Genomic DNA, 23,687 nt, shown 5'->3' with positions numbered 1-23,687 from the left:
CTACTTCTTCGGCATCTGCTGCTGGGCCTTGTCGAGCTTCGCCCGTACGGACTCGGTGGTGACCGGGCGCCCTGCGGCGGCGTCGGCGAAGAGCTCCTTCACCGCGGTGCCGACGACGGTCTCGAACTGGGACTCCTCGGGGACCTGCGGCAGGGCGGTGGCGCTGTGGGCGAGGGTGTCGCGGATGACCTTCAGCGCGGCCGAGTCGAAGGCGGGGTCGGCCTGCGCGGACTTGACCGGCGGGGCGGAGCCGTACGTCTTGTTGAGGAGGATCTGTTCCTCGTCACCGGTCATGAACTTCACGAACTTCAGGGCGCCGTCGAGGTTCCTGGTGTTCTTGAAGACGGAGATGTTGATGCCGGCGACCATGGAGTTGGTCCGGACGCCCTGGCCGGGGGCGCCGGAGGCGACCGGGGCCGGGACGACGCCCCACTGGTCCTCGGACATGCCCTGGGCGGCGAAGGTCTGCTGCGGGGTCTGCCACAGGACCATGCCGGTGCGGTTCTTGGCGAAGTCGGAGAGCGACTGGTTCTGGGCGTACTCGGCGTTGCCGGGCGCGACGATCTTGGAGTGGGCCATCAGGTCGACGTACTGCTTGACGGCGGCGACGGCCCCCTCGGAGGTGAAGTCGGCCTTGCCGTCGGGGGTGAAGAAGTCGGCGCCGTGCTGCTGGCCGAGCACGAAGACCTGGTGGATGTTGTTCGACAGGTTGGAGCCCTCGACCCCGATGCCCCACTTCCCGTCCCGGCTGAGCTTCCGGCCGACGGCGTCGACCTCGGCCCAGGTGGTCGGAGGCTTCGCAATGCCCGCGTCGGCGAACATCTTCTTGTTGTAGTAGAGCGCGTAGGCCATGGAGTAGAGCGGCACGGCGGCCGGGTCCTTGCCGGGCGCGCCGGTGGAGCCGAGCGCGGAGTCGACGAAGCGGTCCTTGCCGCCGATCGCGCCGAAGTTCTTCTCGTCCCAGGGCAGCAGCGCACCGGTCGCCTGGAGCGAAGCGCTCCAGGTGTTGCCGATGTTGAGGACGTCGGGTCCCTGCCCCGAGGTGGTGGCGGTGAGGATCCGGTTGAGCAGGTCGGACCAGGGGATGACCTCCAGCTCGACGTTGATGCCGGTCTGCTTCTCGAACTTGTCGAGTTCCGGCTGGAGGACCTTCTTGTCGGCCTCCAGGCTGGTGCCCTGGTTCGTGGCCCAGTAGGTGAGCTTCTTCGGCTGGGAGTCGGCGCCCCCGCCGGATCCGCAGGCGGTGGCGGCGAGGACGAGGGAGAGGGTGATGGCACTGGTGATGGCGGCTCTGACTGTGCGCATGGCTCCAGGGCCCTTTCGAGGACGACGGGAGGACAACGGCTTAATTTAGGACGTGAGTTAATCCCCGCGAGAAGGTCGCGTCAAGGCTTGGAATGCGGGTATGTTGCACCGAAGGACTTCAGAGACGGGGACCCACGTGCACGCGACAAGTGGCCGTACGGTGCGTGACCTGCGGCGCGAGAACCGCACCGCCGTACTGCGCAGGCTGTACTTCGACGGACCGATGAGCCGCCTCATGCTCGGGCCCGCGACCGGGCTGAGTTCGGGCTCTGTGAGCAACGTGGTCGCCGAACTCGTCGCCGAGGGCCTGGTCGAGGAGGCCGGCAGCGTCGACTCGGCCGGCGGACGCCCCCAGACCCTGCTGCGGGTCAGCCCCGACAGCGGCTGCATGATCGGCGTCGACGTCGGCGAGACCCGCGTCCGCGTCGAACTCTTCGACCTCACCCTCACCGAACTCGCCCGTACCGACCGGGCGTTGCCCAGCACCGGGCCGCGCACCTCCCGCTACGACGTGGATCTGGTCGTCGCCCATGTCCGCGACGGCATCGCCCAGGTGCTGCGGACCGCGGGCGTCACCCCCGACCGGCTCCTCGGCGTGGGTGTCGGCGTCCCCGGCATCGTCGCCCACACGCCGGACGACGGCGCCGTCGTCCACGGACAGACCATCGGCTGGGACGCCGTCCCCTTCGAACGCGTCCTGCGCCGCACCGTCGACCTCCCCGACACCGTCCCCTACCGGATCGACAACGGCGCCAAGACCCTCGGCCAGGCCGAGATGTGGTTCGGCGCCGGCCGCGGCGCCCGCAGCGCCGTCACCGTCCTCTTCGGCTCCGGCGTCGGCGCCTGCGTCGTCACCGACCCCCTCCGACCCGGCCGCGCCCTCGAATGGGGTCACCTCACCGTCAACGTCCGAGGGCGCCGGTGCCGCTGCGGCGCCCGCGGCTGCCTGGAGGCGTACGCGGGTGCCGAAGCCCTCCTCGCCCGCTGGTGCGAGGCGGGCGGCACCCCGCCGGCCGGCGCCGACGAGGAGACCGCCCTCACCGCCATGCTCACCGCCGCCTACCCCGCCGAGCCCGACACCGCCCCCGACGACACGGCCCTCACCGTCCTCGAAGAGACCGCCGAGTACCTCGGCGCGGGGTTCGCGGACCTCATCAACCTCTTCCAGCCCGAGCGCATCCTCGTCGGCGGCTGGGCCGGCCTCCAGCTGGGCGCCAGCTTCCTCGACACCGTCACCCGGTACGCGACCGAGTACGCCCTGCGCTATCCGGCGAGCCGCACCAGCGTGGGCCTCGGCACCCTGGGACCCGAGGCCGTCACGGTCGGCGCGGCCCTGCTCCCCCTGGACGACTTCTTCGCCCGGGGCGGCCGCCGCCCCGAGGCCGCCCCGAGCACTCCGGCGCCCGCCTGGCAGACGGCCCTCGCGGACCGCGTCACCCCCTGAGGCCGCATCACACCGACCCGGGGATCAGCCGCGGGGGATCGCCAGGTCCGTCAGGAGTGCCGCGCCGGGGTGCAGGTCCGGCCAGCTGCCGGACCAGGTCAGGACGGCGATCGCGGAGGTCGGGAACTTGGTCCGCACCCGGTCCAGAGCGTCCCCGACCGCCCGGCCAGCGAGCAGCAGGACCAGGTCCTCCAGGCCCGGGTTGTGCCCGACCAGGAGCAGGGTCGCGACCCCGTCCGGCACGCCGTGGAGGACGTCGAGCAGTTCTGCGGCGTCCGCTCCGTACAGCCGCGGGTCGTGGCGGGTCGGCACGGGGTCGTCCAGCTCCGCCGCGGCCAGCTCCCAGGTCTGGCGGGCGCGCCGGGCCGGGGAGCACAGGGCGAGGTCGGGCAGGACGCCGCTCTCCGCCAGGAAGGTCCCGGCGGCCGGGGCGTCGCGCAGCCCGCGCGGGCCGAGGGGACGGTCAGGGTCGGCGACGCCGTCCGGCCAGGCGCTCTTGGCGTGCCGCAGGACGACCAGCCGGCGCGGTCGGCCGTCGGCGGATCCGGCGGGCTCGGGAGTCTCGGTGGAGGGCGGCACACCTTGAGCGTAAGGGGTGGCTCACCGAACGACCAGGAACGCCAGGGGTGTCACCGAACGGCCAGGAAAGGCCCTAGGGGTACGTCCGCACGTCGTCGTTGTAGTCGCGCGCCCGGTCCCGTACGAGCTCGGGCAGGGTGCCCGTCGCCAGATCCGCGAGGGTCGTGCTCTCCAGGACCTGGCGCAGACTCGTCCGCACCGCGCGCCACACATCCGGCAGCGGAGCCGCCGCCCCCTGGTACTCAAGACCCGTCAGCTTCAGGTCCCGCACGCTGACGAGTGGTCCGTCCATCGCGCGGATGACGTCGGCGAGGGTGATCTCCGAGGGCGGCCGGGTGAGGGAGTAGCCACCGTCGGGCCCGCGCACGCTGCGTACCAGACGAGCCTGCCGCAGATCGCTCAGCACGACGAACAGAAAGCGGTTGGGGATGTCCTGGCGTCCCGCGATGTCCTCGGCCTTGAGGGGCCGGTCGGGGGAGCAGGCCAACTCGGCCATGGCCCGGATGGCGTAGTCCGTTCGTGCTGAGATCCTCACGCACTCAATGTCTCACGAGTGGCGGGAACCTGACCTGCGGCGGCGTGAACAGGACGTCAACAGCGCAGCGGCGTGTCGTTGTTGTCCGGAAGCGGCATTGTCACTCCACTTTGTTCATCGACATAGTGAACTTTGGTCGTGCCCAGTACCCGCCCTGGTCGGAGGTTTCCGTGGTGCCTGTCGTGTCCTCGCCGTCCGCCGAGTCGGCGGCCGAGTCCGCCCGTCCCCGACCGACCGTGGCAGTCGTCGGCGCGGGCGCGGCCGGCGCGCTCGTCGCCGTCCAGCTGTGCGAAGGCGCGGCCCGGCGCCGGGTCCCGCTCGATCTGATCCTCGTCGACCCCGCGCCGGAGGCGGGCCGCGGCACCGCGTACGCCACCGAGGTCCCCGAGCACCGGCTCAACGTGCCCGTCGGCGGCATGAGCTGCTACCCGGACGACCCCGGTCACTTCCGGCGCTGGCTCTGCCGGCACGGCGAACCCACCGTCACCGCGGCGGACTTCGCCTCCCGGTACCGCTACGGCTCGTACCTCGCCGACACGCTCGGCCGGGCCATCATCACGGCGCACGGCACGGTCTCCGTACGACGGCTGCGCACCAGGGCGGTGGCCTGCGCCGACGCGCCCGGTGGACGTCTGGAGCTGAAGCTCGCCGACGGCGGCACGGTGACCGCGGACAGCGTGGTCCTCGCCACCGGGCCCGCGGCGGGCCGGTCCGGCTGGGCCCCGGCCGAGCTGGTCGCCTCCGACCGGTTCGTCCCCCGCCCCTGGACGCCGGGCGCGCTCGACGCCGTCGGCGCGTCGGACGACGTCCTCCTCGTCGGCACCGGCCTCACCGCCGTCGACCTCGCGCTCGTCCTCGACCGTCCCGGCCGCACGGTGCACGCCGTGTCCCGCAGCGGGCTGCTTCCCCAGCCGCACGCGGTCGCCCCGCTGCCCCCCGTACCGCCGCCGCCGGGCCTCGCCGCCCTCCCGTTCCACCGCCTCCGCAGGGAGGTGATGCGGCACTTCGCCGCCACGCGCCGCGCCCACGGCGACTGGCGGCCCGCACTCGACGGGCTGCGGCCCGAGATCGCACGGCTCTGGCAGGGCCTCGGCGACGAGGAGCGGACGGAGTTCCTCGGCCGTGACGCCACCCCGTGGAACGTGCACCGGCACCGCATGGCACCCTCCACCGCCGAGACCGTCGCCCGGGCACGCGCCGCCCGCAGGCTCCGCGTCCACGCCGGCCGGGTCGCCGCCGCGGAACCACAGGAGGACGGCGGCCTGATCGTGTCGCTCGCCGACGGCCGTGAGCTGCGCGTGGCATGGGTGGTGGACTGTACGGGGCCGGGGCTGCGGGCCGACGCCGGCGGCGACCCGCTGTGGAGCGGGCTGCTGTCCGACGGCCTCGCCGCACCCGGACCGCTGGGCATCGGCGTGTCCACCGACGGCGGCAGGCTGCTCGACGCCCAAGGGCACCTGGAGCGGCCGCTGTTCACCCTGGGCGCGCCCCGCCGGGGCGAGCTGTGGGAGACCACCGCGATCCCCGAGATCCGTCACCAGGCCAAGGAGATCGCCGAGGCCGTACTCGCCCCGCTCGCCGGCGCCCCCCGGTCGGCACGCCGCCGGCCCACCGACCAGTTCGGGCTGCCGCTGTCCACCCATGCCGCGGCCGCCGCGTCCTTCCGCTGCGGACTCGCCCGGGTGATCACCGTACGGGCCAAGGCGGCCGAGTCGTTCGCGCGCGCCACCGAACTGGACCCCGGGTTCGCGCTCGGGCACGCCGCGCTCGCCCTGCTCGGCCACGAGTGCGGAGCGGACGTCGACGTCGCCCGGGAGCTGGCGGACGCCCAGCGCAGCGTGCGGGAACGCGGCGACGAGCGGGAGCGCTCGTTCGTCGACGTCGTCACGCGCCGCATCGAGGCTCACGGAGCCCCGTCAGGTGCGGCGGGCGACGGCGACACGGCGCTGGTCGACCACCTCGGCCGGTTCCCCGCCGACGCGTTCGCGCTCGGCATCGCCGTCCCCACCATCGCCTTCTCCGGCGTCGCGGACCTCGACGGCAGCCTGGCCCTCGGGCTGGTGGAGCGGACCGCGTCCGCCTACGAAGGGCACTGGTTCCACACCTCGCTCCTCTCCTTCGTCCGGCAGGAGCAAGGCAGGATCGAGGAGGCCGGCGAGCTCGCCCGGGCGGCACTCGTGGCACAACCCGCCTCCGGCCACGCCGTGCACGCCCTCGCCCACGTCCACTACGAGTCCGGTGAGCACCGCGCCGGCCGGGACTGGCTCGACGGCTGGATCGGCGGCCAGGGGCGGGGCGCCGTGCACCGGGCACACTTCTCCTGGCACGTGGCGCTCCACGAACTGGCCCTCGACGACTCCGCGGCGGTCCGCCGCCGCTGGTTCGCCCAGCTCGCCCCGGGCCAGGTGAACGGGGTGCGGGCCCTCGTCGACTCCGGCTCCCTGCTGTGGCGGGCCCGCATGTCACGGAACTGGACCGGGCGCGTCCCCGTCGACGGCGTGCTCGACGCCGTCGCCAGCGATCTGGTCGAACGTCCCTCGACCGCGTTCACGGCCCTGCACAGCGCCGTCGCCCTCGCCGCCGCCGGCGACCTCCCCGCACTCCGTCGCCTGCGCACCCACGCGGCCGGCGCGGACCCGGTGCAGCGGGAGGTCGTCGTCCCGCTGTGCAGCGCGCTGGAAGCGGTCCTGGAGGAGGAGTGGGCCACCGCGGTGCGGGAACTGCGCGGACTGCTGCCCTCGCTGCGCCGCGTGGGAGGCAGCGCGGCGCAGCGCGAGGTCGTCGAGGAGACCCTGCTGTACGCGCTGGTGGAGGCGGGGCACAGCGACACCGCCCGCCACCTCCTCGAACAGCGCCTCGACCGTCGCGCGTCCCCGCTCGACCGGCGCAGGCTGGCTGGACTGACCGTCTGACGGACGGGAAGGAGAGCCGATCGCGCACGCGTGCGATCGGCTCTCCTTCCGCTCCTGCCTCACGTTCCGGGCGGACCCTGCGGGACCTCCGGATCCGGTGCGTGGGGGTTCGGGCCCCGGAAGCGGGCGAGTGTCTTGGTGAGGGCCTTCCACGGCGAGGCGTCGTCCTTGGCCGACACCGGCGCCGACGCCGGCGTCCGGGGTGCGCCCTTGCCGCCGGTCGCCTCGGCGAGGGCGTCGAGCGCCGACTCGGCGGCCTCCCGGTACAGGTCGCAAGACGCCGTCATGGCTTCGAGCGCCTTGGCGTACTGGGTGACCATGGCCCGTGCGTGCGCCAGTTCCTCGTCGGGCGTGAGCAGGTGCCAGCCCTGGCGCAGCCGGGTCAGGACCTGCTCGGCGTCGGCCGGCAGGGGCTGGGGCAGTGCGGCGAACTCCTTGATCTTGTCGAGGAGTTCGGTGGGTTCCGTACCGTCCAGGAAGACGGTGCGGACCGTGAGGCGCTCCTCGTCGTGATCGACGACCCGCGGTGTCGGGGGCAGGATGACGGCGCCGCCTCGCGGCAGCCCCACGCCCAGCTCACGCTTCATCACGAAGTCGGCGATCAGCGCCTGCTCCGGCGTGGCCCGGTGCTCGACCACCCGGTGCCGCAGGCCCGGCGGCAGGAACGCCGTGATCGGCCGGCGACCCAGGGCGTCCGGCGTCATCGCCTCGTGCACCACGACGTGGATGAACCAGCTCTGCCGGGTACAGGCCCGCAGCAGGCGGCGCAGCTCGTCGTCGTCCTTCGGTAGATGGTTCGCCGACCGCAGGCGCACGTCCGGCACCGGCTGGTGGTCCCAGGCGACCTGCTCGCTGTCGGGCCAGAACATGGTGGCCGGCGAGGGCCAGTTCGCTTCCCACGCGCGCTCGGCCTCGGCGGCCAGGACCCAGGTGACACCCTCGCCCTTCGTGCGGCGGGACTCGGGGTCGTACGTGGTCAGTTGCGCGCGCACGGTGACGTCCTCGGCCACGCGCCAGCGGGCCTCGAAGAGGCGGCGGGCGGACGGGCCGGGATCGGCGGACGCGTCCCGGGGGTACAGGTCGGTGGAACGCGCCGCCTCGACGGGGTCGAGGTCCAGGAAGTCGTCGATCACCCGGGCCGCCTTGAGCGCGAGCAGGTTGCGCCGGACGTCCCGCTCGGGCTCGGGCCCGAGGTGGCGCCCGCGCCCGAGCCAGGCGGTGTCGGGGACGGTGGTCGGTGGAGTGCTGTTCTTGGCCATGGAACCGTTCCGTCGGCGATCGGGTCCCGACCAGTATGGTGCGCGGCCGGGCCGGCACTCGGGGGCGGGTGTCAGCGGCGGGTCCGGATGAGGCCGATCTTGTCGATCTCGTCGCCCGAGCGGCCGTGGAAGCCGGTGATCTGCCAGCCCGGTGGAGCCGTCCGGGTGACGCAGTCGGAGGTCGGCGTGCCGCCGGCGAGGGTGCGGCCGAGGTTCGTGGTGAAGGCGGCGTGGAAGATCCGGGTGCGGCCGTCCTTCTGGGCCCGGCACAGGTGTGCGGTGGTCACGTACTCCTCGCTGCCGAGCGTGAGGGAGGACGTGGTGCCTCCGGCGCCGCCGTGGGTGAGTGTCGTGCCGTTGTCCAGGGTGATGGCCAGCCGGTCGACGCGGGAGCCGGCGCTCAGGGCGAGGGTGGTGGCGCGGGCGCCTGCGGGGACGCGGTCGAGGTCGTTGAAGGGGTCGCCGTGCGGTCCGCCGAACTGTTCGCTCAGCTGGAAGGCCGGGTTGCGCGACCAGGAGAAGCCGACCGCGACCGGGTCGTGGTCGGAGAGCATGAGTCCGCCGTCGGTGAGGAACGCGGCGTGCTCGTTGCTGTAGGAGGTCGCTTTCAGGGAGACGAGCTTGCTGCCGCGGTAGAGGATCTTGTCGACGACCTCGCAGGTGTTGGGCACCGTCGGTCCCGACTGGTCGCAGACCAGGGCGTCGCTGCCCTTCGCGGGCGGGGTGCCGCCGCGGATCAGCTCGACCCAGGCGTCGGTGAGGGCGTTGGCCGCGGCGAACTCGGCGATGGTGTCGCCGGCGCGGGTGTAGCGGGTGTTGGTGTCTCCCATGACGACGACCGCGTTGCCCGCCGAGTGGGTCCTGATGAAGGCGGTGAGCTGGTTCAGGTTGTCGGCCCGTGCCGCCAGGTCCCCGGCGTTCGTGCCCGCGTTGGTGTGGAGGTTGTAGAAGTCGACGTACACCCCCTCGGCGAGGCGCTGCCGGGCGAAGGTGAAGCCCTTGGGGGTCAGGCAGTCGCCGGAGTCGTACTGGCAGGAGTTCCAGCGCGCCCGCTCGAAGTCGTCCCCGTCGTACGGGGACTTCGACAGGGTGTTCAGACCGCTGCCGATGCCCGCCCCGCCGCTGGTGGGGGTGCGGTGGGGGTGAGTCGTGTCGGCCGCGTACAGGCGGGCGTGGTAGTTGAAGTCCTCCTGGACGTGGACGACGTCGTACGGCGCGATCCGCCGGCCGATCTCCGTCGTGGCGGGCTCGCGGGGTGTCGGGGCGCTGGAGAGGCTCTCGGGCAGCCCGGCGACGTTGTACGTGAGCACGCTGAAGGTGCCCGCGTCGGCGGCCGTCGCCGGTGGCGCCGTCGCGGTGAGTCCGGCGAGCAGGGCTGCCGCCGCTGTCAGGCGGGCGAGGAGTCGGCGCATGGGTTCCTCCCGGTGGCGGGGGTCGTGGGCGGTCGGGCGGCGCGCGACGGGGCCCGGGCGGAATCGTCCGCCCGGGCCCGGTCGGCGGCGGATCAGGTGCAGGCGCTCCCGTTGAGCGTGAAGGCGGTGGGGGAGGTGTTGCTACCGCCGTGCGTGCCCTGGACTCCGAAGCTCGCGGTCGCACCGGGGGCGATCGCCCTGTTCCAGTCGGCGTTGCGGGCATTGACGGCGGTGCCGTCCTGGGTGACGGTCGCGTTCCATGCGCTGGTGACGCGCTGGCCGGACGGGTACGTCCAGGCCAGCTGCCAGCCGTCCACGGCCGTCGCACCCGTGTTCCTGACGGTGACGGTCGCGGTGAAGCCGGTGGTCCAGACGTTGTTCACCGTGTACGTCACCGCGCAGGCGGCGGTGGGCGTCTCGCCCCCGGGGTCACCGCCCGTGGAGGTCCGTTCGGCGGCGTAGGCGGCGAGCCAGGCCAGCGGGGCGTTCCAGTTGACCGCCACCTCGTTGGTCGAGTACGAGCCGATGTCGTCGACGTAGCAGGCGGCGGGGGCGCAGCCGGTCAGCTTCTCCAGCGCCACGGGGTCCTGGAGACCGCTGTTGGGCCCGCCCGCGAGCGACCCGGCCGGCGGGTGCGGCAGGGAGGCGTCCAACTGGTGGGCCCAGAAGCGGTGGTGCTGGTTCTGCGCGGACCGCTCGCCGTAGCCCGTGACGTACGACAGGCCGAGGGCGTTGCGGCCCAGCAGGTAGTCCATGGTCTCCAGGGCGCCGGCGCGGTAGCGCCCGTCCCCGGTCAGCTCCCCGGCGACGGCCATGACGATCGCGTCGTTGGCGACCTCGCCGTTCGAGCCCCAGAAGTAGCCGTCGGCCGGGACGGGCACCGCGTAGCCCTGCGCGGCCATCCTGGACAGGTGGCCGTCGGCTGCCGCCGTCACCGACGCCCGGACCCGGGCCAGGTCAGTCGCGGGCAGTCCGTTGGGGACGGTGGCCAGGACGAGCCGGCCGAGCGCCGCCGTGTCCGCCCAGCCGAAGCCGTACGCGCTGAACGCGTCGGCGGAGGTGTGCCAGGACGAGGAGGTGACCGCGTCCCGGAAGGCGCTCTCGCCCGTCGTCGCGTACAGCTCGGCGGCCGCCCAGTAGAACTCGTCGGTCACCCGGTTGTCCTCGTAGGCGCCGCCGCCCGTGCTGTCGGAAGCCGGTGCGTACAGGGCCGGAGTGGCCTGGGCCGCGGCCCAGGCCCGCCGGGCCGCCGACAGGCAGCGGTCGGCGTAGGCGGCGTCGTACGGACGGAAGACCCGGGCGCACTGCGCGGCGGCCGCCGCGAGGTTCAGGGTCGCCGCCGTGGACGGGCGGTGCAGCTCGCGCGCCTGGGCGTCCTGGTCGGGGCGCAGGGGCATGCCGGTCCAGGCCGCGTCGTGGACCTTGTGGAACGCCATGCCCGCGTACGGCCTGCCCTCGGGCACCTGCATGCGCATCAGGAAGTCCAGCTCCCAGCGCGCCTCGTCCAGGACGTCCGGCGTCCCGTTGCCGCGCTCGGGGACGCGGAGGGTCGAGTCGCCGAGCGCCGCGTCCTTGCCCGCCCGCTTGGCCCGCTCGAAGGAGTTGACGAGCAGCCAGGTGGAGATGCCGCCGTTCACCACGTACTTTCCGTGGTCGCCGGCGTCGTACCAACCGCCCCTGACGTCCTGGGTGTGGTCGCACACCCCGGTCTGGCAGGGGACGGAGGTGTCGCCCTGGTTCGGGGCGACGTCGAGGTGCCCGGCCGGGCGCGCGTACGCGGAGCCGACGAGAGACGCGTCGATGGCGATGCCGCTGCGCTGGTGGTGGAAGAACGCCAGCGCGTCGGCGCGCAGCGAGTCGTGCACCTCCGCGCGGATGTCGAAGGGGACGCTGCTGCTGCCGTCCACCGCCAGGACGTATCCCTGGCCCGTTCCCCGGTACGAGGAGAAGTCGGCCACCTGGAGGGACTGGCCGGAGGGGGTGTCGGCGCCGCGCGCCGCGGTCGAGCCGGAGGCGACCACGGTCCCGGACGCGTTGCGCAGTTGCCAGGCGAGGGCTCCCGTCGCCGTCGTGACGACGGTGGCGCGCTTGGGGCCGTCCGGCAGATAGCCGACCTGGTTGACGCGCACGGCCGTGGTCGCGGCGGCGTCCATGCCCGCGGCGGCCGGCGCGGTCATCAGGCCGCCGAGGAGAAGAGCGCCGGTGAGCAGGGCGGTGGCGAGACGTAACGGCGGGGAGGACGGCATGAGCGGCTCCTGTGGGTCGAAGTGGGTGGTCAGCAGGTGGAGCCCGTCCCGGCTGGCATATTCATGACAATGCCACCTGCCTTTTCGATGGTGCGGCTGCACGTCGCTTGGGAGCGCTCCCAAGCGACGACATGTCGAACGCCGGTCGAGAGGTCGGAGATCTGGAGCGCACAGTAGTGATGCCCGACACGACCGTCAACGGTCGACGAGGTAGCGTTCGGCGCGAAGGCGCAGGCGGCCCGGCCGCCGCTACGGAAGGACCCGACCCTGAACCCCCAGCTCGCGGAGGCGCTGTCCGCGGCCCTGCTCGTGCTCGTGCTGGCCTGCGCGGTCATCCGCCCCTTCGGGTGGCCGGAAGCGGTCGTGGCCGTCCCGGCCGCGGCACTGGTGATCGCCACCGGCGCCATCTCCCTCGACGACGCGCTCGCCGAGGCGGAACGGCTCGGGCCGGTGATCGGCTTCCTGGCGGCCGTCCTGGTGCTGGCTCAGCTCTGCGACGACGAAGGGCTGTTCCAGGCCTGCGGGGCGTGGATGGCCCGCACGGCGGCGGGCCGGCCCCGCAGACTCCTCGCGCAGGTGTTCCTCGCCGCCTCGGCGATCACGGCCGTGCTCAGCCTGGACGCCACGGTGGTGCTGCTCACCCCGGTGGTGTTCGCCACCGCCGCCCGTATCGGCGCACGCCCCAAACCGCACGTCTACGCCTGCACCCACCTGTCGAACACGGCCTCCCTGCTGCTGCCCGTCTCCAACCTCACCAACCTGCTCGCGTTCGCGGCCAGCGGGCTGACCTTCACCCGGTTCGCCGCGCTGATGGCCCTGCCCTGGGTGGCGGCGATCGCGGTCGAGTACCTCGTCTTCCGGCGCTTCTTCGCCACCGACCTCGACGCCGGAGCGCAGGCCCCCCTGGAGACCGAGCCGCCGCAGCTTCCGCTGTTCGCCCTCGTGACCGTGGGGTGCACGCTCGCCGGCTTCGTCCTCACCTCGGCGATCGGCATCGACCCCGCGTGGGCGGCCCTGGCGGGCGCGCTGGCCCTGGCCGTCCGGGCCCTGATCCGCCGCCGCACCACGCCCCGGGCACTGGTGAGCGCCGCCTCCGTGCCCTTCCTCGCCTTCGTCCTGGCCCTCGGAATCGTCGTCCTCGCCGTGGTGGACAACGGCCTCGACGAGGCCCTGGGGCACCTGATCCCCGAGGGAACGGGCCTGCCGGAACTGCTCGCCCTCGCGGCTCTGGCCGCCGTCCTCGCGAACGTCATCAACAACCTGCCCGCCGTCCTGGTGCTGCTGCCGCTGACCGCCCCCCTGGGACCCGGCGCCGTCCTCGCCGTCCTGCTGGGGGTCAACATCGGCCCCAACCTCACTTACGCCGGGTCATTGGCCACCCTGCTGTGGCGGCGTATCGTCCACGCCCACGACGGCGAGGTGGAGCTCAAGGAGTTCACCAAGCTCGGCGTGTACGCCGTACCCGCCAGCCTGGTCGCCGCCGTCCTGGCACTGTGGCTCTCGCTGACCGTCATCGGAGGAGGCTGACCCCATGGCCGTGGTCGTCTGGATCGTCGAGGGAACCTGGCCCGCCTGTGTGGACGCCGCCCGCGCGCGGACGCCGGAGGACGACGACATCGTCCTCCTCCACGTCACACCCGCCGCCGTCCCGGGCGCGGCACACGGCGCCTTCGCCGGACTCCTCGGCCGCGGCCACCCCGAACGCGACCCCGGCACACGCCTGGAGCACCTCGCCGCCGCCTCCGCGCGGGAGCTGCTCCAGGCCGCCGCCGACCGGCTGGGCCGCCCCTGCACGCCCGTCGAGCGCACCGGGCGCGTCGAGCGCGAGGTCGTCGCCGCGGCCGAGGGCTCCGAGCTGCTGATCCTGGCCCGGGACGGCGACCGCTCCCACCTCGGACCGCACAGCCTCGGCCCCGCCGCACGCTTCGTCGTCGACCACGCCCCCTGCCCGGTGCTGCTCGTCTGGCCCGAGGCGCCGCCGGGGCTTCCCACCCTCCCGCCGCCTCCTCCGCATCACGCCGGCTGACGCGCGGGAAAGCCCCGCACGCCACGGGAACACGGGGGACCCCGGCACGGCGGGGCCCCGGCCGCCGGGGGAGCGGCGGCCGGGGCGACGAGAGGTGGAGATCAGGCGAGGGTGCCGGTCACGGAGGTGCCGGACCTGGTCACGTGGTACGTGACGGTGGCGCCGCTGTAGAAGTGGAAGACCAGCGTCGCCTGTGCGCCGTCGCGCAGCGCGTTCAGGTATTCGGACGTGAGGATGATCCCGCCGCCCGGGTAGTCGGGCGAGAAGGCCTTGTTGAACTCCTGGTACGGGGTCCAGTCGGTCGGGCCGGCGGTGGTGCCGTCGGCGTACGTGGAGTGCATGGTCGCCAGCTCGTCACCGCGGAACTGCGTGGGGACGGTGAACCCGCCGGTCGTGCCGGTGGCGTTGGACAGCACCGCCGGGTCCTGGCTGACCACCTCGATCTGCCACGGCAGGCCGCTGGAGAAGCGGGCCTGGAGCGTCGCCTTCACGCCGTAGGCGCGGTCACCGGCCAGCCGGGTCAGCGTGCCGGCGGTGAGGGTGAGCTGGTCGCCGGACACGGTGTAGTCCCGGCCGTAGGACAGCTTGGTGCCGCCCTGCCACAGGCCACGGAAGCTGGTGCCGTTCCGGTTCAGGGTGAGCGTCTGGGCGGTGACGGGGCTGGACTTGCGCACGTAGACCTTGTCGAAGGAGGCGGTGCCGGAACGGGTGGTCCAGCTCGACCTGATCCAGGCGAACAGGGCGGGGTCCGTCCACGTCAGGGTCGCGCGGTCCAGGTAGGCCCAGGTTCCGGGGTCCCACAGCGCGGTGGTGACGCCGGCGACGCGCGCCTTGTACCCGAGGTGCTCGTAGTACTTGAACGCCTCGCCCCGCTCGATGCGGGAGGGGTGGTTGTGGTCGGGCCAGCCGAGCAGGCCGTACTCGCCGACGTACACGGGGACGCCCTTGGCGACGAACGTGTCGTGCATCCGGGCGAAGGCGTCGTCCAGGTCCTTCTGGGCCACCGCGTCGTAGCGGATGCCGCCCGCGATGTTCACGGCGAACGGGTAGTAGCTGTAGTAGTGGACGGTGGCGACCAGGTTGCTGTCGTCGAGCGTCCTGATCGTGGCGGACAGGTCGTCCATGAGGGGCTGCGAGGGCGTGCAGAACTGGGTGGGCAGAACCAGCAGGCGGTCGGCGTTGCCGCCGCCCGAGGCGCGGACGATCGTGTGGAAGGAGAGGTTCAGCTCGTTCAGGAACTGGGTCTTCTGCGCGGCCGTGGCGTTGTCGAACTGCGGCTCGTTGACGCTCTCGTAGAGCAGGGTCCGCGGCTCGTCGCGGAACGCCGAGGCGATCTGCGTCCAGGAGGAGTTGAAGCGGGCCATCACCCCGTCGTGGTCGGTGGACATCTTCGAGATCCACTGCCACGAGTCGTGGTGCACGTTGATCACGACGTACAGGCCCTCGGCCAGCGCCCAGTCGACCACCTGCTTGACGCGGGCCATGTACGTGGCGTCGATGGTGTACGGCGCGGTGGCCGACTGGTGGTCGGTCCAGGTCACGGGGATGCGGACGCTGCGGTAGCCCTGGGCGTGCACGGCGGCCAGCAGTTCCCTGGAGGCGGGCGGGTTGCCCCAGGACGTCTCGTCGGGGATGGCGTCCAGGGTGTTGCCCAGGTTCCAGCTCGGCTGCATCGCGGCCACGGCGTCCATGGCGGAGGCCGGGACCACGACGGCCGGCCGCGACGCGCCCTTGCCGCCGCCGGGCGTCGCGAAGGCCGTGGTGCCGAGGCCGAGCATGACGAGCACGGCCAGGAGGAGGGCGGCCAGGCGGCCTGGGCCGCGACTCCGGTGGTGCGAGGGTTGCTGTATCTCGTTCACGTGTGTCCCTTTCGGTCGGTCGTGTGGGTGTGATCGGGCAGTGGTCAGAGGGCCGGCCTGAGCGTCGGCTCGTAGTCGAACCAGTCGAAGTGGACGGTGCCTTCGGCGGCGTACATGCCGAGGACACGGCCGGTGAAGCCCCCGGCGACCTCGGTCGACAGGTACCGGCCGTCGAGCGTGCCGAGCGCGGTGAACGTCCCGTCCGCCGCCTCGACGCCGAGGGCGACGAGGTCGGGGCCGGAGCGCGAGTCCTGCGGCGGCCGCGGGGTGATGTCGATGCCGAGCACCACCGGACCGGCGGGCACCGGGGCGGAGGCCACCTCGGTGCGCAGCGAGCCGATGCGGGCGTAGACGGTCACCGCGTCGGCTGCCGCCTCGATCTCGTAGTGGTGCTCCTCGTCCAGCCGTACGGCCAGGCCGCCGCGGCCCTCGGCGGGGTCGACGAGGGTCCGTACGGTGCACTCCAGGTGCTGCTGGCGGCGGCCGACGAACACCGCGTCGTTCTCGTCGAGGGAGGCCCCGGCGGCGTGGAGGGTCAGCCAGCCGGATCGTTCCTTCGTGGTGCAGAGGCGCTCCGGGCGCTCGCGCGGCGAGATCCAGCGGGGGTGCAGCTCGGCCTGGTCGAAGTCGTCCCGGACCGGCGCGGCGGGGCCGGGGTGCAGCGTCCAGGCGGGTGCGGGGAGTTGGGGGGAGAGCGCGCCGACGACGGGCCAGCCGTCCACCCACTCCACGGGGGCGAGGAAGGTCTCGCGGCCCAGTACGTGCCAGCCGGGGGTGCCGCCACCGGGCCGGACGCCGAGCAGCACCATCCACCACGAGCCGTCGGGCGCCTCCACGAGGTCCGCGTGGCCGGTGTTCTGGATGGGGTGGCTGGTGCTGCGGTGGGTCAGGATCGGGTTGGCCGGGCACGGCTCGAACGGGCCCGAGGGCGTCAGGCCGCGGGCGACGGACACCCCGTGGCCGCGCTCGGTGCCGCCCTCGGCGATGAGCAGGTACCAGTGGTCGCCGATGCGGTACAGGTGAGGGGCCTCGGGCGCCAGCGCGCCCGGGGTGCCGGACCACACCCGGTGCGGCTCGCCGAGGGTCTCGCCGGTGTACGGATCGATGCGGACCTGGGAGACCCCGGCGACCGTGCACCAGCAGGTGCCGTCCTCGTCCCAGGCGAGGTCCGGATCGATGCCGGGGACGCCGGGCAGCCGGACCGGGTCGGACCACGGGCCGGCCGGGTCGGTCGCGGTGAAGAGCATGTTGCCGCCGTCGCCGACGTTGGTGACGATCAGCCAGAACCGGCCGTCGTGGTGACGGAGCGTCGGCGCGTAGATGCCGGCGGAGGAGGGCATGTCGCGCGGCAGGCGCAGCTGTCTCGGCCGGTCGAGGGCGTTGCCGATCTGGGTCCAGTTCACCAGGTCGCGGCTGTGGAAGACGGGGATGCCGGGGAAGTACTCGAAGCTGGAGCAGACGAGGTAGTAGTCGTCGCCCACGCGGCAGACGCTGGGGTCGGGGTGGAAGCCGGGGATCACCGGGTTGGGGACGGTGTCACCGGGCTGGGGCTGGTCCGACACGTGGAGGGTTCCTTTCACGGTGGTTCGCGTGGGGGTGCTGCCCCGGACGGTCAGGTGTCCGGGGCACCACCGGTTCAGGGGTTCAGCCGATCGCGCAGGAGGCGCCGTTGAACCAGAAGGCGGACGGATTCGCGTCGCTCCGGGACCAGGTGGCCTTGAAGCCCCACTGGACGCTTCCGCCGGGTGGGACGGCGGCGTTGAAGGAGGCGTTGCCGACGTTGACGCTGGGGCCGCTCTGCGACACGGAGGCGTTCCAGCTGCTGGTGATGGTCGTGTCGCCGGGGAAGTTGAAGCCGAGGTGCCAGCCGTTGACCTGGCCGAGGCTGTTGTTGACGACGGTGACGGTGCCGATCACGCCGCCGGGCCACTCGTTCCTGTTGTAGACGACCCGACAGGGTGCGCTGGTCGGGTGCATCTCGACGACCGTGATGCCGTAGGCCGGCACGGTCTGGCTGGTCGGGCTGCCGCTCTGGGCCGTGCCGATCGAGTGGCCGTTCTTGAGGTAGGAGTAGACGGTCGGGGTGGCGGAGGAGGCCGTGAACCCCGTGTAGGAGAGGTTCACCGTGGCCGCGTTGTTCGGGTCCTTGTTGATCAGCATGACGGCCACGTCGCCGTTGGCGCGGCGGACGGCGTGTGCGGAGAGCAGCGAGGACGAGCTCGCGGCCTTGACCAGCGTGTCACCGGGCGCCCCCAGCTTGCTGATCATCGCGGTGCCGTAGTAGGCGGGGAAGGGGGTGTTCAGGGGCGGTTCGCAGGAGGCGCCGCTGGAGACCATGCCGTAGTCGTTGTACTCGGTGGCGCCCTCCACCGTGCTCAGGTCGGTGCAGTCGACGCCGTTGTGCAGGGCCCACCAGTCGACGTTGAACGCGCCGTTCTCCATCCACGTGAGGTACGTGTCGGGCGCGAACAGCCCGTTCGGGGAGGTGTCGCGGTAGTTCGTGGCGTTCGCCTCGGTCACCGCGATGCCGACGTCGGGGGCGTTGGCCCCGGCGTACTGGTCGATCAGCGCGCGCAGGGTGCCGGCGATGTTCGGGATCTCGGCCTGCGGCTTGGTGAGCAGGTCGGCCGGGCTGGTGCTGCCGGGGTAGGTGTGGACGATTACGAAGTCGACCTTCGAGCCGGCGATCGACAGGACCGTGTGGTTCCAGTCCATGGTGTCGCCGGGGCCCACGATGCCGTCCGGCCAGCTGCCGGGGGTGGTGAGCACGGCGCCGATCTTGATGCCCGGGTCGACCGCCTTCATGGCGTCGACGTACTGCACCAGGTTGGTCGCGTAGGTCGTGGCGGTCTTGCTGCTGTGGGTGTCGTACTCCCAGCCGTTGCCGTTGCTGTACAGCCCGTTGCCGTAGACCTCGTTGCCGACCTCCCAGTACTTGATGCCGAAGCCCTTGGTGACGTTGGCGTACCGGACCCAGTCCGCGGCCTCCTGAGGGGTGCCGGAGCCGTAGTTCACGGTGATGACCGGCTGCGTCCCGGCTGCGCGCATGGTGCCCATGAAGGCGTCGAAGCCGGTGTTGGGGGCGACGTACGCTCCGCCGGAGGCGGTGCCGGTCTTCCAGTGGTAGTGGTCGGAGTGGCTGCCGCCGGGGTAGCGGACGGCGCCCATGCCGGCGCCGCGGAGCAGACCGGGGGTGGCGGCGTCGTTCATCGTGGCGTCGAAGACCGCGGTGTTGATGCCGACGCCGGTGCTGGGGATGGTGGCGAGCTGCAGGGCGGCGTCGACCGACACCGACACGGAGCTCGCGGCGGCGGACGGCTCGGTGGCGATCGGCGCCGCGGTGGCGGCCGGCGCGACCGCGGCGATCGCGCCGCTGATCGCGAGCGACAGCGCCGCCGCGAAGGCTACGACGCGTTCACGACAAGCTCGTACGTGCCCTTTCATGCGTCCCTCCAGGGGGTGGGGTGCGTGGTTGTTCGGGTGGGGGAAACGAACTCCCGGCGATCTGGACGGTGGGCCCGGCGCGGCTGCGCGGGGATCGGGCCCGGACGCGTTTCCGTACGGGGGCGGGCCCCGCGCGGTCGCGCACGGCATCGTCAACTCCCCTCGCGGGAGGTACGGGTGAGGCGCAGCACGACGGCGGACGGTGCGGCCGGAAGGGTCAGAATGAGTTCGCCGGTGTCCGGGTGCCAGACGGCCGCGGCCCGGCTGGAGGCCGGGTAGAGCACCTCGGGACTGACCTCGTGGCCGCGCAGGTGGGCCAGGTCGAGAACCCGGACGGCCTCCGCTCCGGAGCGGCGCCAGGCGGTGACGTACGTGCCGGCCGGGGCGCGCAGGGCCAGCGCGATCCACGGGTCGTCCCAGGCCGGGAGGCCGAGCGGCCAGACGGGCACGGCGTGCGGGAGGTCGGCGCGCAGGGACTTGTGGACGGTCACGGCCTCGTGGACCAAGGCGCGGGCCTCGGGCCGGAGTTCGGTGAGCCGGCCGGAGAGGTGGATGCGGCCGAGGAGTGCGTTGGCCATGGTGAGGGCGACTTCGTCGAGGGTGTCCTCGGGCCGCGGGTACGCCCACACCGCGCCCTGCTCGGGTGTGACGGCGGTGGGTGCCGAGGCCGCGATGGGCGGGTAGAGCAGCAGGTCCTGCTGGTCGCTGGTGGACTGCAGCTGGAGCCGGGAGAGCAGGGCGTGGTCCATCCGCATGCCGCCCGAGGCGCAGTTCTCGACCACGAGACCCGGGTGCCGGTCCAGGAGTCCGTCGAGCCAGTCGAGGTGCGCCCTGTTGTGGCCGAGGAGCCCCGCTGCCGGGGCCTCTCCGGGACGGCTGCTGGTGCCGGAGCCCGGGTCGGTGTTGTGGTCGAGCTTGAGGTAGCCGACACCCCACTCGCCCACCAGTCGGTCCACCACGCCGTCCAGGTGCGCACGGGCGGCGGGATGACGCAGGTCCAGGTGGTACCGGCCGCCGCCCTCGTCGACGCGCCGCCCGTCACGGCGGAAGAACGCCTCCTCCGGCAGGGTGTTGGCCACCGGGCTGGACACGCCGACCGCCTCCGGCTCCAGCCACAGGCCCGGGACCATGCCCCGCTCCCGGATGCGGTCCAGGACCTCGTGGATCCCGTTCGGCCCGGGGAAGCGGGAGGCGGAGGGCTCCCAGGCCCCGACGGTGCTCCACCAGCCGCCGTCCTCGTCGTCGTACCAGCCGGCGTCGATGACGAAGTACTCCGCTCCGGCCTCGGCGGCGGCGTCGACCAGCGGCAGCAGCTTGGCGGTGGTGGGGTCGCCCATCAGGCAGTTCATGTAGTCGTTGAAGACGACCGGCAGCCGGTGGTGGTCGGGGTGGGGGCGCCGGGTCGCCCGGCGGTAGCGGGTGAGGGTGGCGAAGGCGTCGTCCGGGCCGCCGTCCTCGCTGAGCGCGAGGGCCACCGGCACGGTGCGGAACGCGGCGCCGGGTGCCAACGGGTGGCGCCAGCCGTGGTCGGCGTCGCCGGGGCCGAACAGCGCCGCGTACGCCGTGTCGTCGCGCACGCCGCACTCCCAGCGCCAGCCGCCGCCGTTGTGCTCGATCTGCCACAGCCAGGTACGGCCCGATCCGCGGTCCGTCAGACCGCCCATCGGCAGGTGGCCGCAGCTGGACCACACGCCCCGTCCGGCCACGATGTGGGGACTGCGGCCGGCGCGGTAGCGGAACCGCCCGTCACGGGCGGGCGAGGACACCCGCAGGGGCTCGCGCCGCCACCGGCACTCGGCGAACCAGTCGTTCTCCGCCCACAGCAGGTCGAGGCTGTCCAGGGCCGCCGGGTCCCCCTCGCTGAGGCAGCCCGCCACCAGCGAGCCGACCGACTCCAGGTGCAGCGTCGCCGCCCCCTCGTTGCGCAGCACGACCTCGGCGCGCAGCACCGGGAGACCGTCCGGCGAGCGGTAGACCGCCTTGGCGGTCAGGCCGGTCTCCGGGTCGTGGAGCTCGACGGTGAGCACGTGCCAGTCGCCGTCCCGGGTCGCGTGGTGGGAGCGGTGGCGCAGCCGCGCTCCGAGCGCGGTGTCGACGAGGTGGCGGCCCGACCAATGGCGGCCGAGGCCCGCGGTCGTCACCTCGACCAGCGGCAGCGCCGCGTCGGGACGCGGGCCTCCGCCGGCCGCGTCGGGCGGGCCGATGCGGACCAGGCGGGGGGTGCCGTGCTCGCCCAGGCTGATCTCCAGCTCCAGGGCGTCGTGGCCCCAGCGGATCGTCCGGTGCGGGTCGGTCATGGTGGCCTTCCTCGGTGGGGGCGGGGGAGACGTGGGGGCGGGGCGGACGTGGGGTGTTCAGTGCGCGCGCAGTACGGCGCAGCCACCGGGCGGCAGTTCGTGCACGGGGCCGTCCGTCAGCAGGTCGTGGGCCGGCTCCGGCAGGGGCACGGTCTCGGCGCGGTGGTTGATCAGCACGTGCCAGCGGCATCCGTCCGGTGCGTGCCGGGTGACGCTCTCGACCCCGGACGGCAGGCCCGGCAGGTCCGGAGCCGCACCGCTCTCCGCGAGCAGCCGGACGATCAGGGCCGCGTAGTCGGCGTCGGCGAGCCGGGTGGAGAGGTACCAGCCGTGGCCGGAGCCGTGGGCGTGGCGGGTGAGCGCGGGGCTTCCGGCGAGCATGCCGTCGGTGTACGTGGCGACCGCCGCCGCGCCCTCCGTGCGCAGGGACTCGCTCCAGGCCGTTCCGAGCGAGCCGTCCGAGAGGACGGTCTCCTCCTCGCGCCCCAGCGGGCGGTGCTCCTCGACCCGGACGCCCAGCGCCGCGCGCAGGGGCCCGGCCGGGTAGCCGCCGAGGCGGACGTGGAGGCGCTCGTCGACGCAGCCGCCGGCGTGCTGGACGAGGAGGGTGCCGCCGCCCTCGACGTAGCGGCGCAGGTTCTCCGCGGCCGTGTCCGAGAGCAGGAACAGGGCCGGGGCGAGAACGAGCCGATAGCGGCTCAGGTCGTGCTCGGGATGGGCGAAGTCGACCGTCGCACCGGCGTCCCACAGCGCCCGGTGGGCGCCGCGGAGCGCGGAGTGGTAGTCGAGTTCGGCCGACGGCAGGCCGTCGGACTGCAGTGCCCACCAGGCGTCGGAGTCGTGCAGCACCGCGACCTCGGACCGTACGGAGGAGCCGGCGAGCTCGCCGAGGCGGGCGACGGCCTCTCCGGTGGCCGTGACCTCGCGGAAGGTGCGGCTGTCGGCCCCGGCGTGCGGGATCATCGCCGAGTGCCACTGCTCGGCGCCGGCCCGGGACTGGCGCCACTGGAAGAACAGCGTACCCTCCGAGCCACGGGCGATGTGGCCGAGCGAGTGGCGCAGGATCTCGCCCGGCTCCTTGCCGAGGACACGGTCGCCGGCGTAGACGGTGTTGGTGCCCTGCTCCATCAGCAGCCAGGGTGCGCCGCCGCCGAAGGAGCGGGCCCGGTCGGCGCCGAAGGCGGTGTCGGCGGCGGCGTCCACGCCGGGCGCGGACGGGTAGTGGTCGACGGAGACCAGGTCCACCTCGCGGCCGAAGGCCCACAGGTCCAGGTTCTGGTAGCCGGGCAGCATGAGGTTGGTCGTCACCGGACGGTCGCTGTGCGCCCGGATCGCGTCCCGCTGCTCGCGGTAGGCGGCGAGGGTCTCGTCGGACCAGAAGCGGCGGAAGTCCAGGGACTGGCCGGGGTTCTTGTGCCACTGGGTGGCGCGGGGCGGCAGGATCTGCTCCCACGCGGTGTAGCGCTGGCTCCAGAAGGCCGTTCCCCAGGCCTCGTTGAGCGCGTCCAGGGAGCCGTGCCGGGCGCGCAGCCACACCCGGAACGCGGCCGCCGTGTGGTCGCACCAGCAGAGGGTCGCGTACTCGTTGTGCACGTGCCACAGGGCGAGCGCGGGGTGGTCGCCGTACCGCTCGGCCAGGGCGGCGGCGATCCGGCGGGCCGCGGCGCGGTAGGCGGGGGCGGCGAGGCAGTAGGTGTCCCGGCTGCCGTGGGTCAGCCGCGTGCCGTCGGGCGTCACCGGCAGGGCGTCGGGGTGGGCCAGGGTGAACCACGGCGGGGGTGAGGCGGTCGGGGTCGCCAGGTCGACGGCGACGCCGTTCGCGTGCAGCCGGTCGATGTGGGCGTCGAGCCAGGCGAAGTCGTACCGGCCCTCCTCCGGTTCGAGCAGGGCCCAGGAGAAGACGCCGACGGTGGCCAGGTTGACCCGGGCCCGGCGCATCAGCTCGTCGTCCTCCTTCCACACCTCCTCGTCCCACTGCTCGGGGTTGTAGTCGCCGCCGAAGGCGAGACCGCCGAGGCGGTCGGTGAGCCGGCGCATGTCCATGGGGAGTGCATCCTCCGGGTGAGATCAGCGGTGGGTGAGGCGCCGGGGCGCCGGGGCGGTGCTCTCGCGGACCACCAGTTCCGGTGGCATCAGGACCAGTTCGTCCTCCGGTGCCCCGCCCTCGGCCAGGGCGGTGATCCGGGCCATGACCTGCTCGACGGCCAGCTGCCCGAGCTCCTTCCTCGGGCCGGTCACGGCCGTGAGCCGGGGCGCGTGCTGCTCGGCCAGGACGTCGGGGCAGACGGAGACCCCACCGACGGCGTCGGGGCGCGTGGGCCCGCGCGCGCGCGGCAGCGGGGGCAGCGGGCCGAGCGCGCCCAGGTGCT

The 23,687-nt window shown here is 73.3% G+C and carries 16 protein-coding genes; 4 read left to right on the top strand and 12 right to left on the bottom strand.

Going from position 1 to position 23,687, the window contains the following annotated elements:
* Window positions 1–1,305 carry an ABC transporter substrate-binding protein gene (locus tag ACWGN5_RS22015; RefSeq protein WP_453517707.1) on the bottom strand — a complete coding sequence of 435 codons (1,305 nt, stop codon included), beginning with the start codon at window positions 1,303–1,305 and terminating at the stop codon, window positions 1–3.
* A 136-nt stretch (window positions 1,306–1,441) separates the two neighbouring features.
* On the opposite strand from ACWGN5_RS22015, the gene ACWGN5_RS22010 reads away from it, so the two are divergent.
* Window positions 1,442–2,749, top strand: coding sequence for an ROK family transcriptional regulator (locus tag ACWGN5_RS22010; RefSeq protein WP_453517704.1), 1,308 nt, complete (start codon window positions 1,442–1,444; stop codon window positions 2,747–2,749).
* 24 nt (window positions 2,750–2,773) lie between these two features.
* Here the strand turns inward: ACWGN5_RS22010 and ACWGN5_RS22005 are convergent, their stop codons facing one another.
* Window positions 2,774–3,328 (bottom strand): SixA phosphatase family protein, encoded by a 555-nt coding sequence (locus ACWGN5_RS22005; protein ID WP_453517701.1) that lies wholly within the window; start codon window positions 3,326–3,328, stop codon window positions 2,774–2,776.
* A 73-nt stretch (window positions 3,329–3,401) separates the two neighbouring features.
* Window positions 3,402–3,863, bottom strand: coding sequence for an RrF2 family transcriptional regulator (locus ACWGN5_RS22000; RefSeq protein ID WP_453517698.1), 462 nt, complete (start codon window positions 3,861–3,863; stop codon window positions 3,402–3,404).
* Window positions 3,864–4,099: 236 nt separating this feature from the next.
* On the opposite strand from ACWGN5_RS22000, the gene ACWGN5_RS21995 reads away from it, so the two are divergent.
* Window positions 4,100–6,775, top strand: coding sequence for an FAD/NAD(P)-binding protein (locus ACWGN5_RS21995; RefSeq protein WP_453517831.1), 2,676 nt, complete (start codon window positions 4,100–4,102; stop codon window positions 6,773–6,775).
* A 59-nt stretch (window positions 6,776–6,834) separates the two neighbouring features.
* On the opposite strand, the gene ACWGN5_RS21990 is transcribed toward ACWGN5_RS21995, so the two are convergent.
* The 3 genes from ACWGN5_RS21990 to ACWGN5_RS21980 form a co-directional block, all read right to left on the bottom strand.
* Window positions 6,835–8,034, bottom strand: coding sequence for a hypothetical protein (locus ACWGN5_RS21990; RefSeq protein ID WP_453517695.1), 1,200 nt, complete (start codon window positions 8,032–8,034; stop codon window positions 6,835–6,837).
* A 71-nt stretch (window positions 8,035–8,105) separates the two neighbouring features.
* A complete protein-coding gene (locus ACWGN5_RS21985; protein WP_453517693.1) occupies window positions 8,106–9,446 on the bottom strand; it encodes a jacalin-like lectin in 1,341 nt (446 codons plus the stop codon).
* A gap of 92 nt (window positions 9,447–9,538) precedes the next feature.
* Window positions 9,539–11,692: a glycoside hydrolase family 9 protein gene (locus tag ACWGN5_RS21980; protein ID WP_453517690.1), complete on the bottom strand. Its 2,154-nt coding sequence runs from the start codon at window positions 11,690–11,692 to the stop codon at window positions 9,539–9,541.
* Window positions 11,693–11,959: 267 nt separating this feature from the next.
* On the opposite strand from ACWGN5_RS21980, the gene ACWGN5_RS21975 reads away from it, so the two are divergent.
* Together ACWGN5_RS21975 and ACWGN5_RS21970 are read left to right on the top strand one after the other, a co-directional pair.
* Window positions 11,960–13,219, top strand: coding sequence for an SLC13 family permease (locus ACWGN5_RS21975; RefSeq protein WP_453517829.1), 1,260 nt, complete (start codon window positions 11,960–11,962; stop codon window positions 13,217–13,219).
* Between the two features lie 4 nt (window positions 13,220–13,223).
* On the top strand, window positions 13,224–13,718 hold the full coding sequence (locus ACWGN5_RS21970) for a universal stress protein (protein ID WP_453517688.1): 495 nt from the start codon (window positions 13,224–13,226) through the stop codon (window positions 13,716–13,718).
* A gap of 101 nt (window positions 13,719–13,819) precedes the next feature.
* Here ACWGN5_RS21970 and ACWGN5_RS21965 read toward each other — a convergent pair whose 3' ends face one another.
* From ACWGN5_RS21965 to ACWGN5_RS21940, 6 genes are all read right to left on the bottom strand, one after another.
* On the bottom strand, window positions 13,820–15,577 hold the full coding sequence (locus tag ACWGN5_RS21965; protein ID WP_453517685.1) for a cellulase family glycosylhydrolase: 1,758 nt from the start codon (window positions 15,575–15,577) through the stop codon (window positions 13,820–13,822).
* Between the two features lie 44 nt (window positions 15,578–15,621).
* Window positions 15,622–17,139: a glycoside hydrolase family 43 protein gene (locus ACWGN5_RS21960; RefSeq protein WP_453517682.1), complete on the bottom strand. Its 1,518-nt coding sequence runs from the start codon at window positions 17,137–17,139 to the stop codon at window positions 15,622–15,624.
* 82 nt (window positions 17,140–17,221) lie between these two features.
* Window positions 17,222–19,021 (bottom strand): cellulose binding domain-containing protein, encoded by a 1,800-nt coding sequence (locus tag ACWGN5_RS21955; RefSeq protein WP_453517679.1) that lies wholly within the window; start codon window positions 19,019–19,021, stop codon window positions 17,222–17,224.
* 152 nt (window positions 19,022–19,173) lie between these two features.
* Window positions 19,174–21,318 carry an alpha-galactosidase gene (locus tag ACWGN5_RS21950; RefSeq protein WP_453517676.1) on the bottom strand — a complete coding sequence of 715 codons (2,145 nt, stop codon included), beginning with the start codon at window positions 21,316–21,318 and terminating at the stop codon, window positions 19,174–19,176.
* Window positions 21,319–21,375: 57 nt separating this feature from the next.
* Window positions 21,376–23,361, bottom strand: a complete 1,986-nt coding sequence (locus ACWGN5_RS21945; RefSeq protein WP_453517673.1) for a beta-galactosidase — start codon at window positions 23,359–23,361, stop codon at window positions 21,376–21,378.
* A gap of 24 nt (window positions 23,362–23,385) precedes the next feature.
* A partial coding sequence (locus tag ACWGN5_RS21940; RefSeq protein WP_453517670.1) for a substrate-binding domain-containing protein occupies window positions 23,386–23,687 on the bottom strand: 302 nt, incomplete at its 5' end.

The sequence above is a fragment of the Streptomyces sp. NPDC055815 genome, from assembly GCF_053616475.1.
This window is presented reverse-complemented; position numbering and strand designations above follow the sequence as displayed.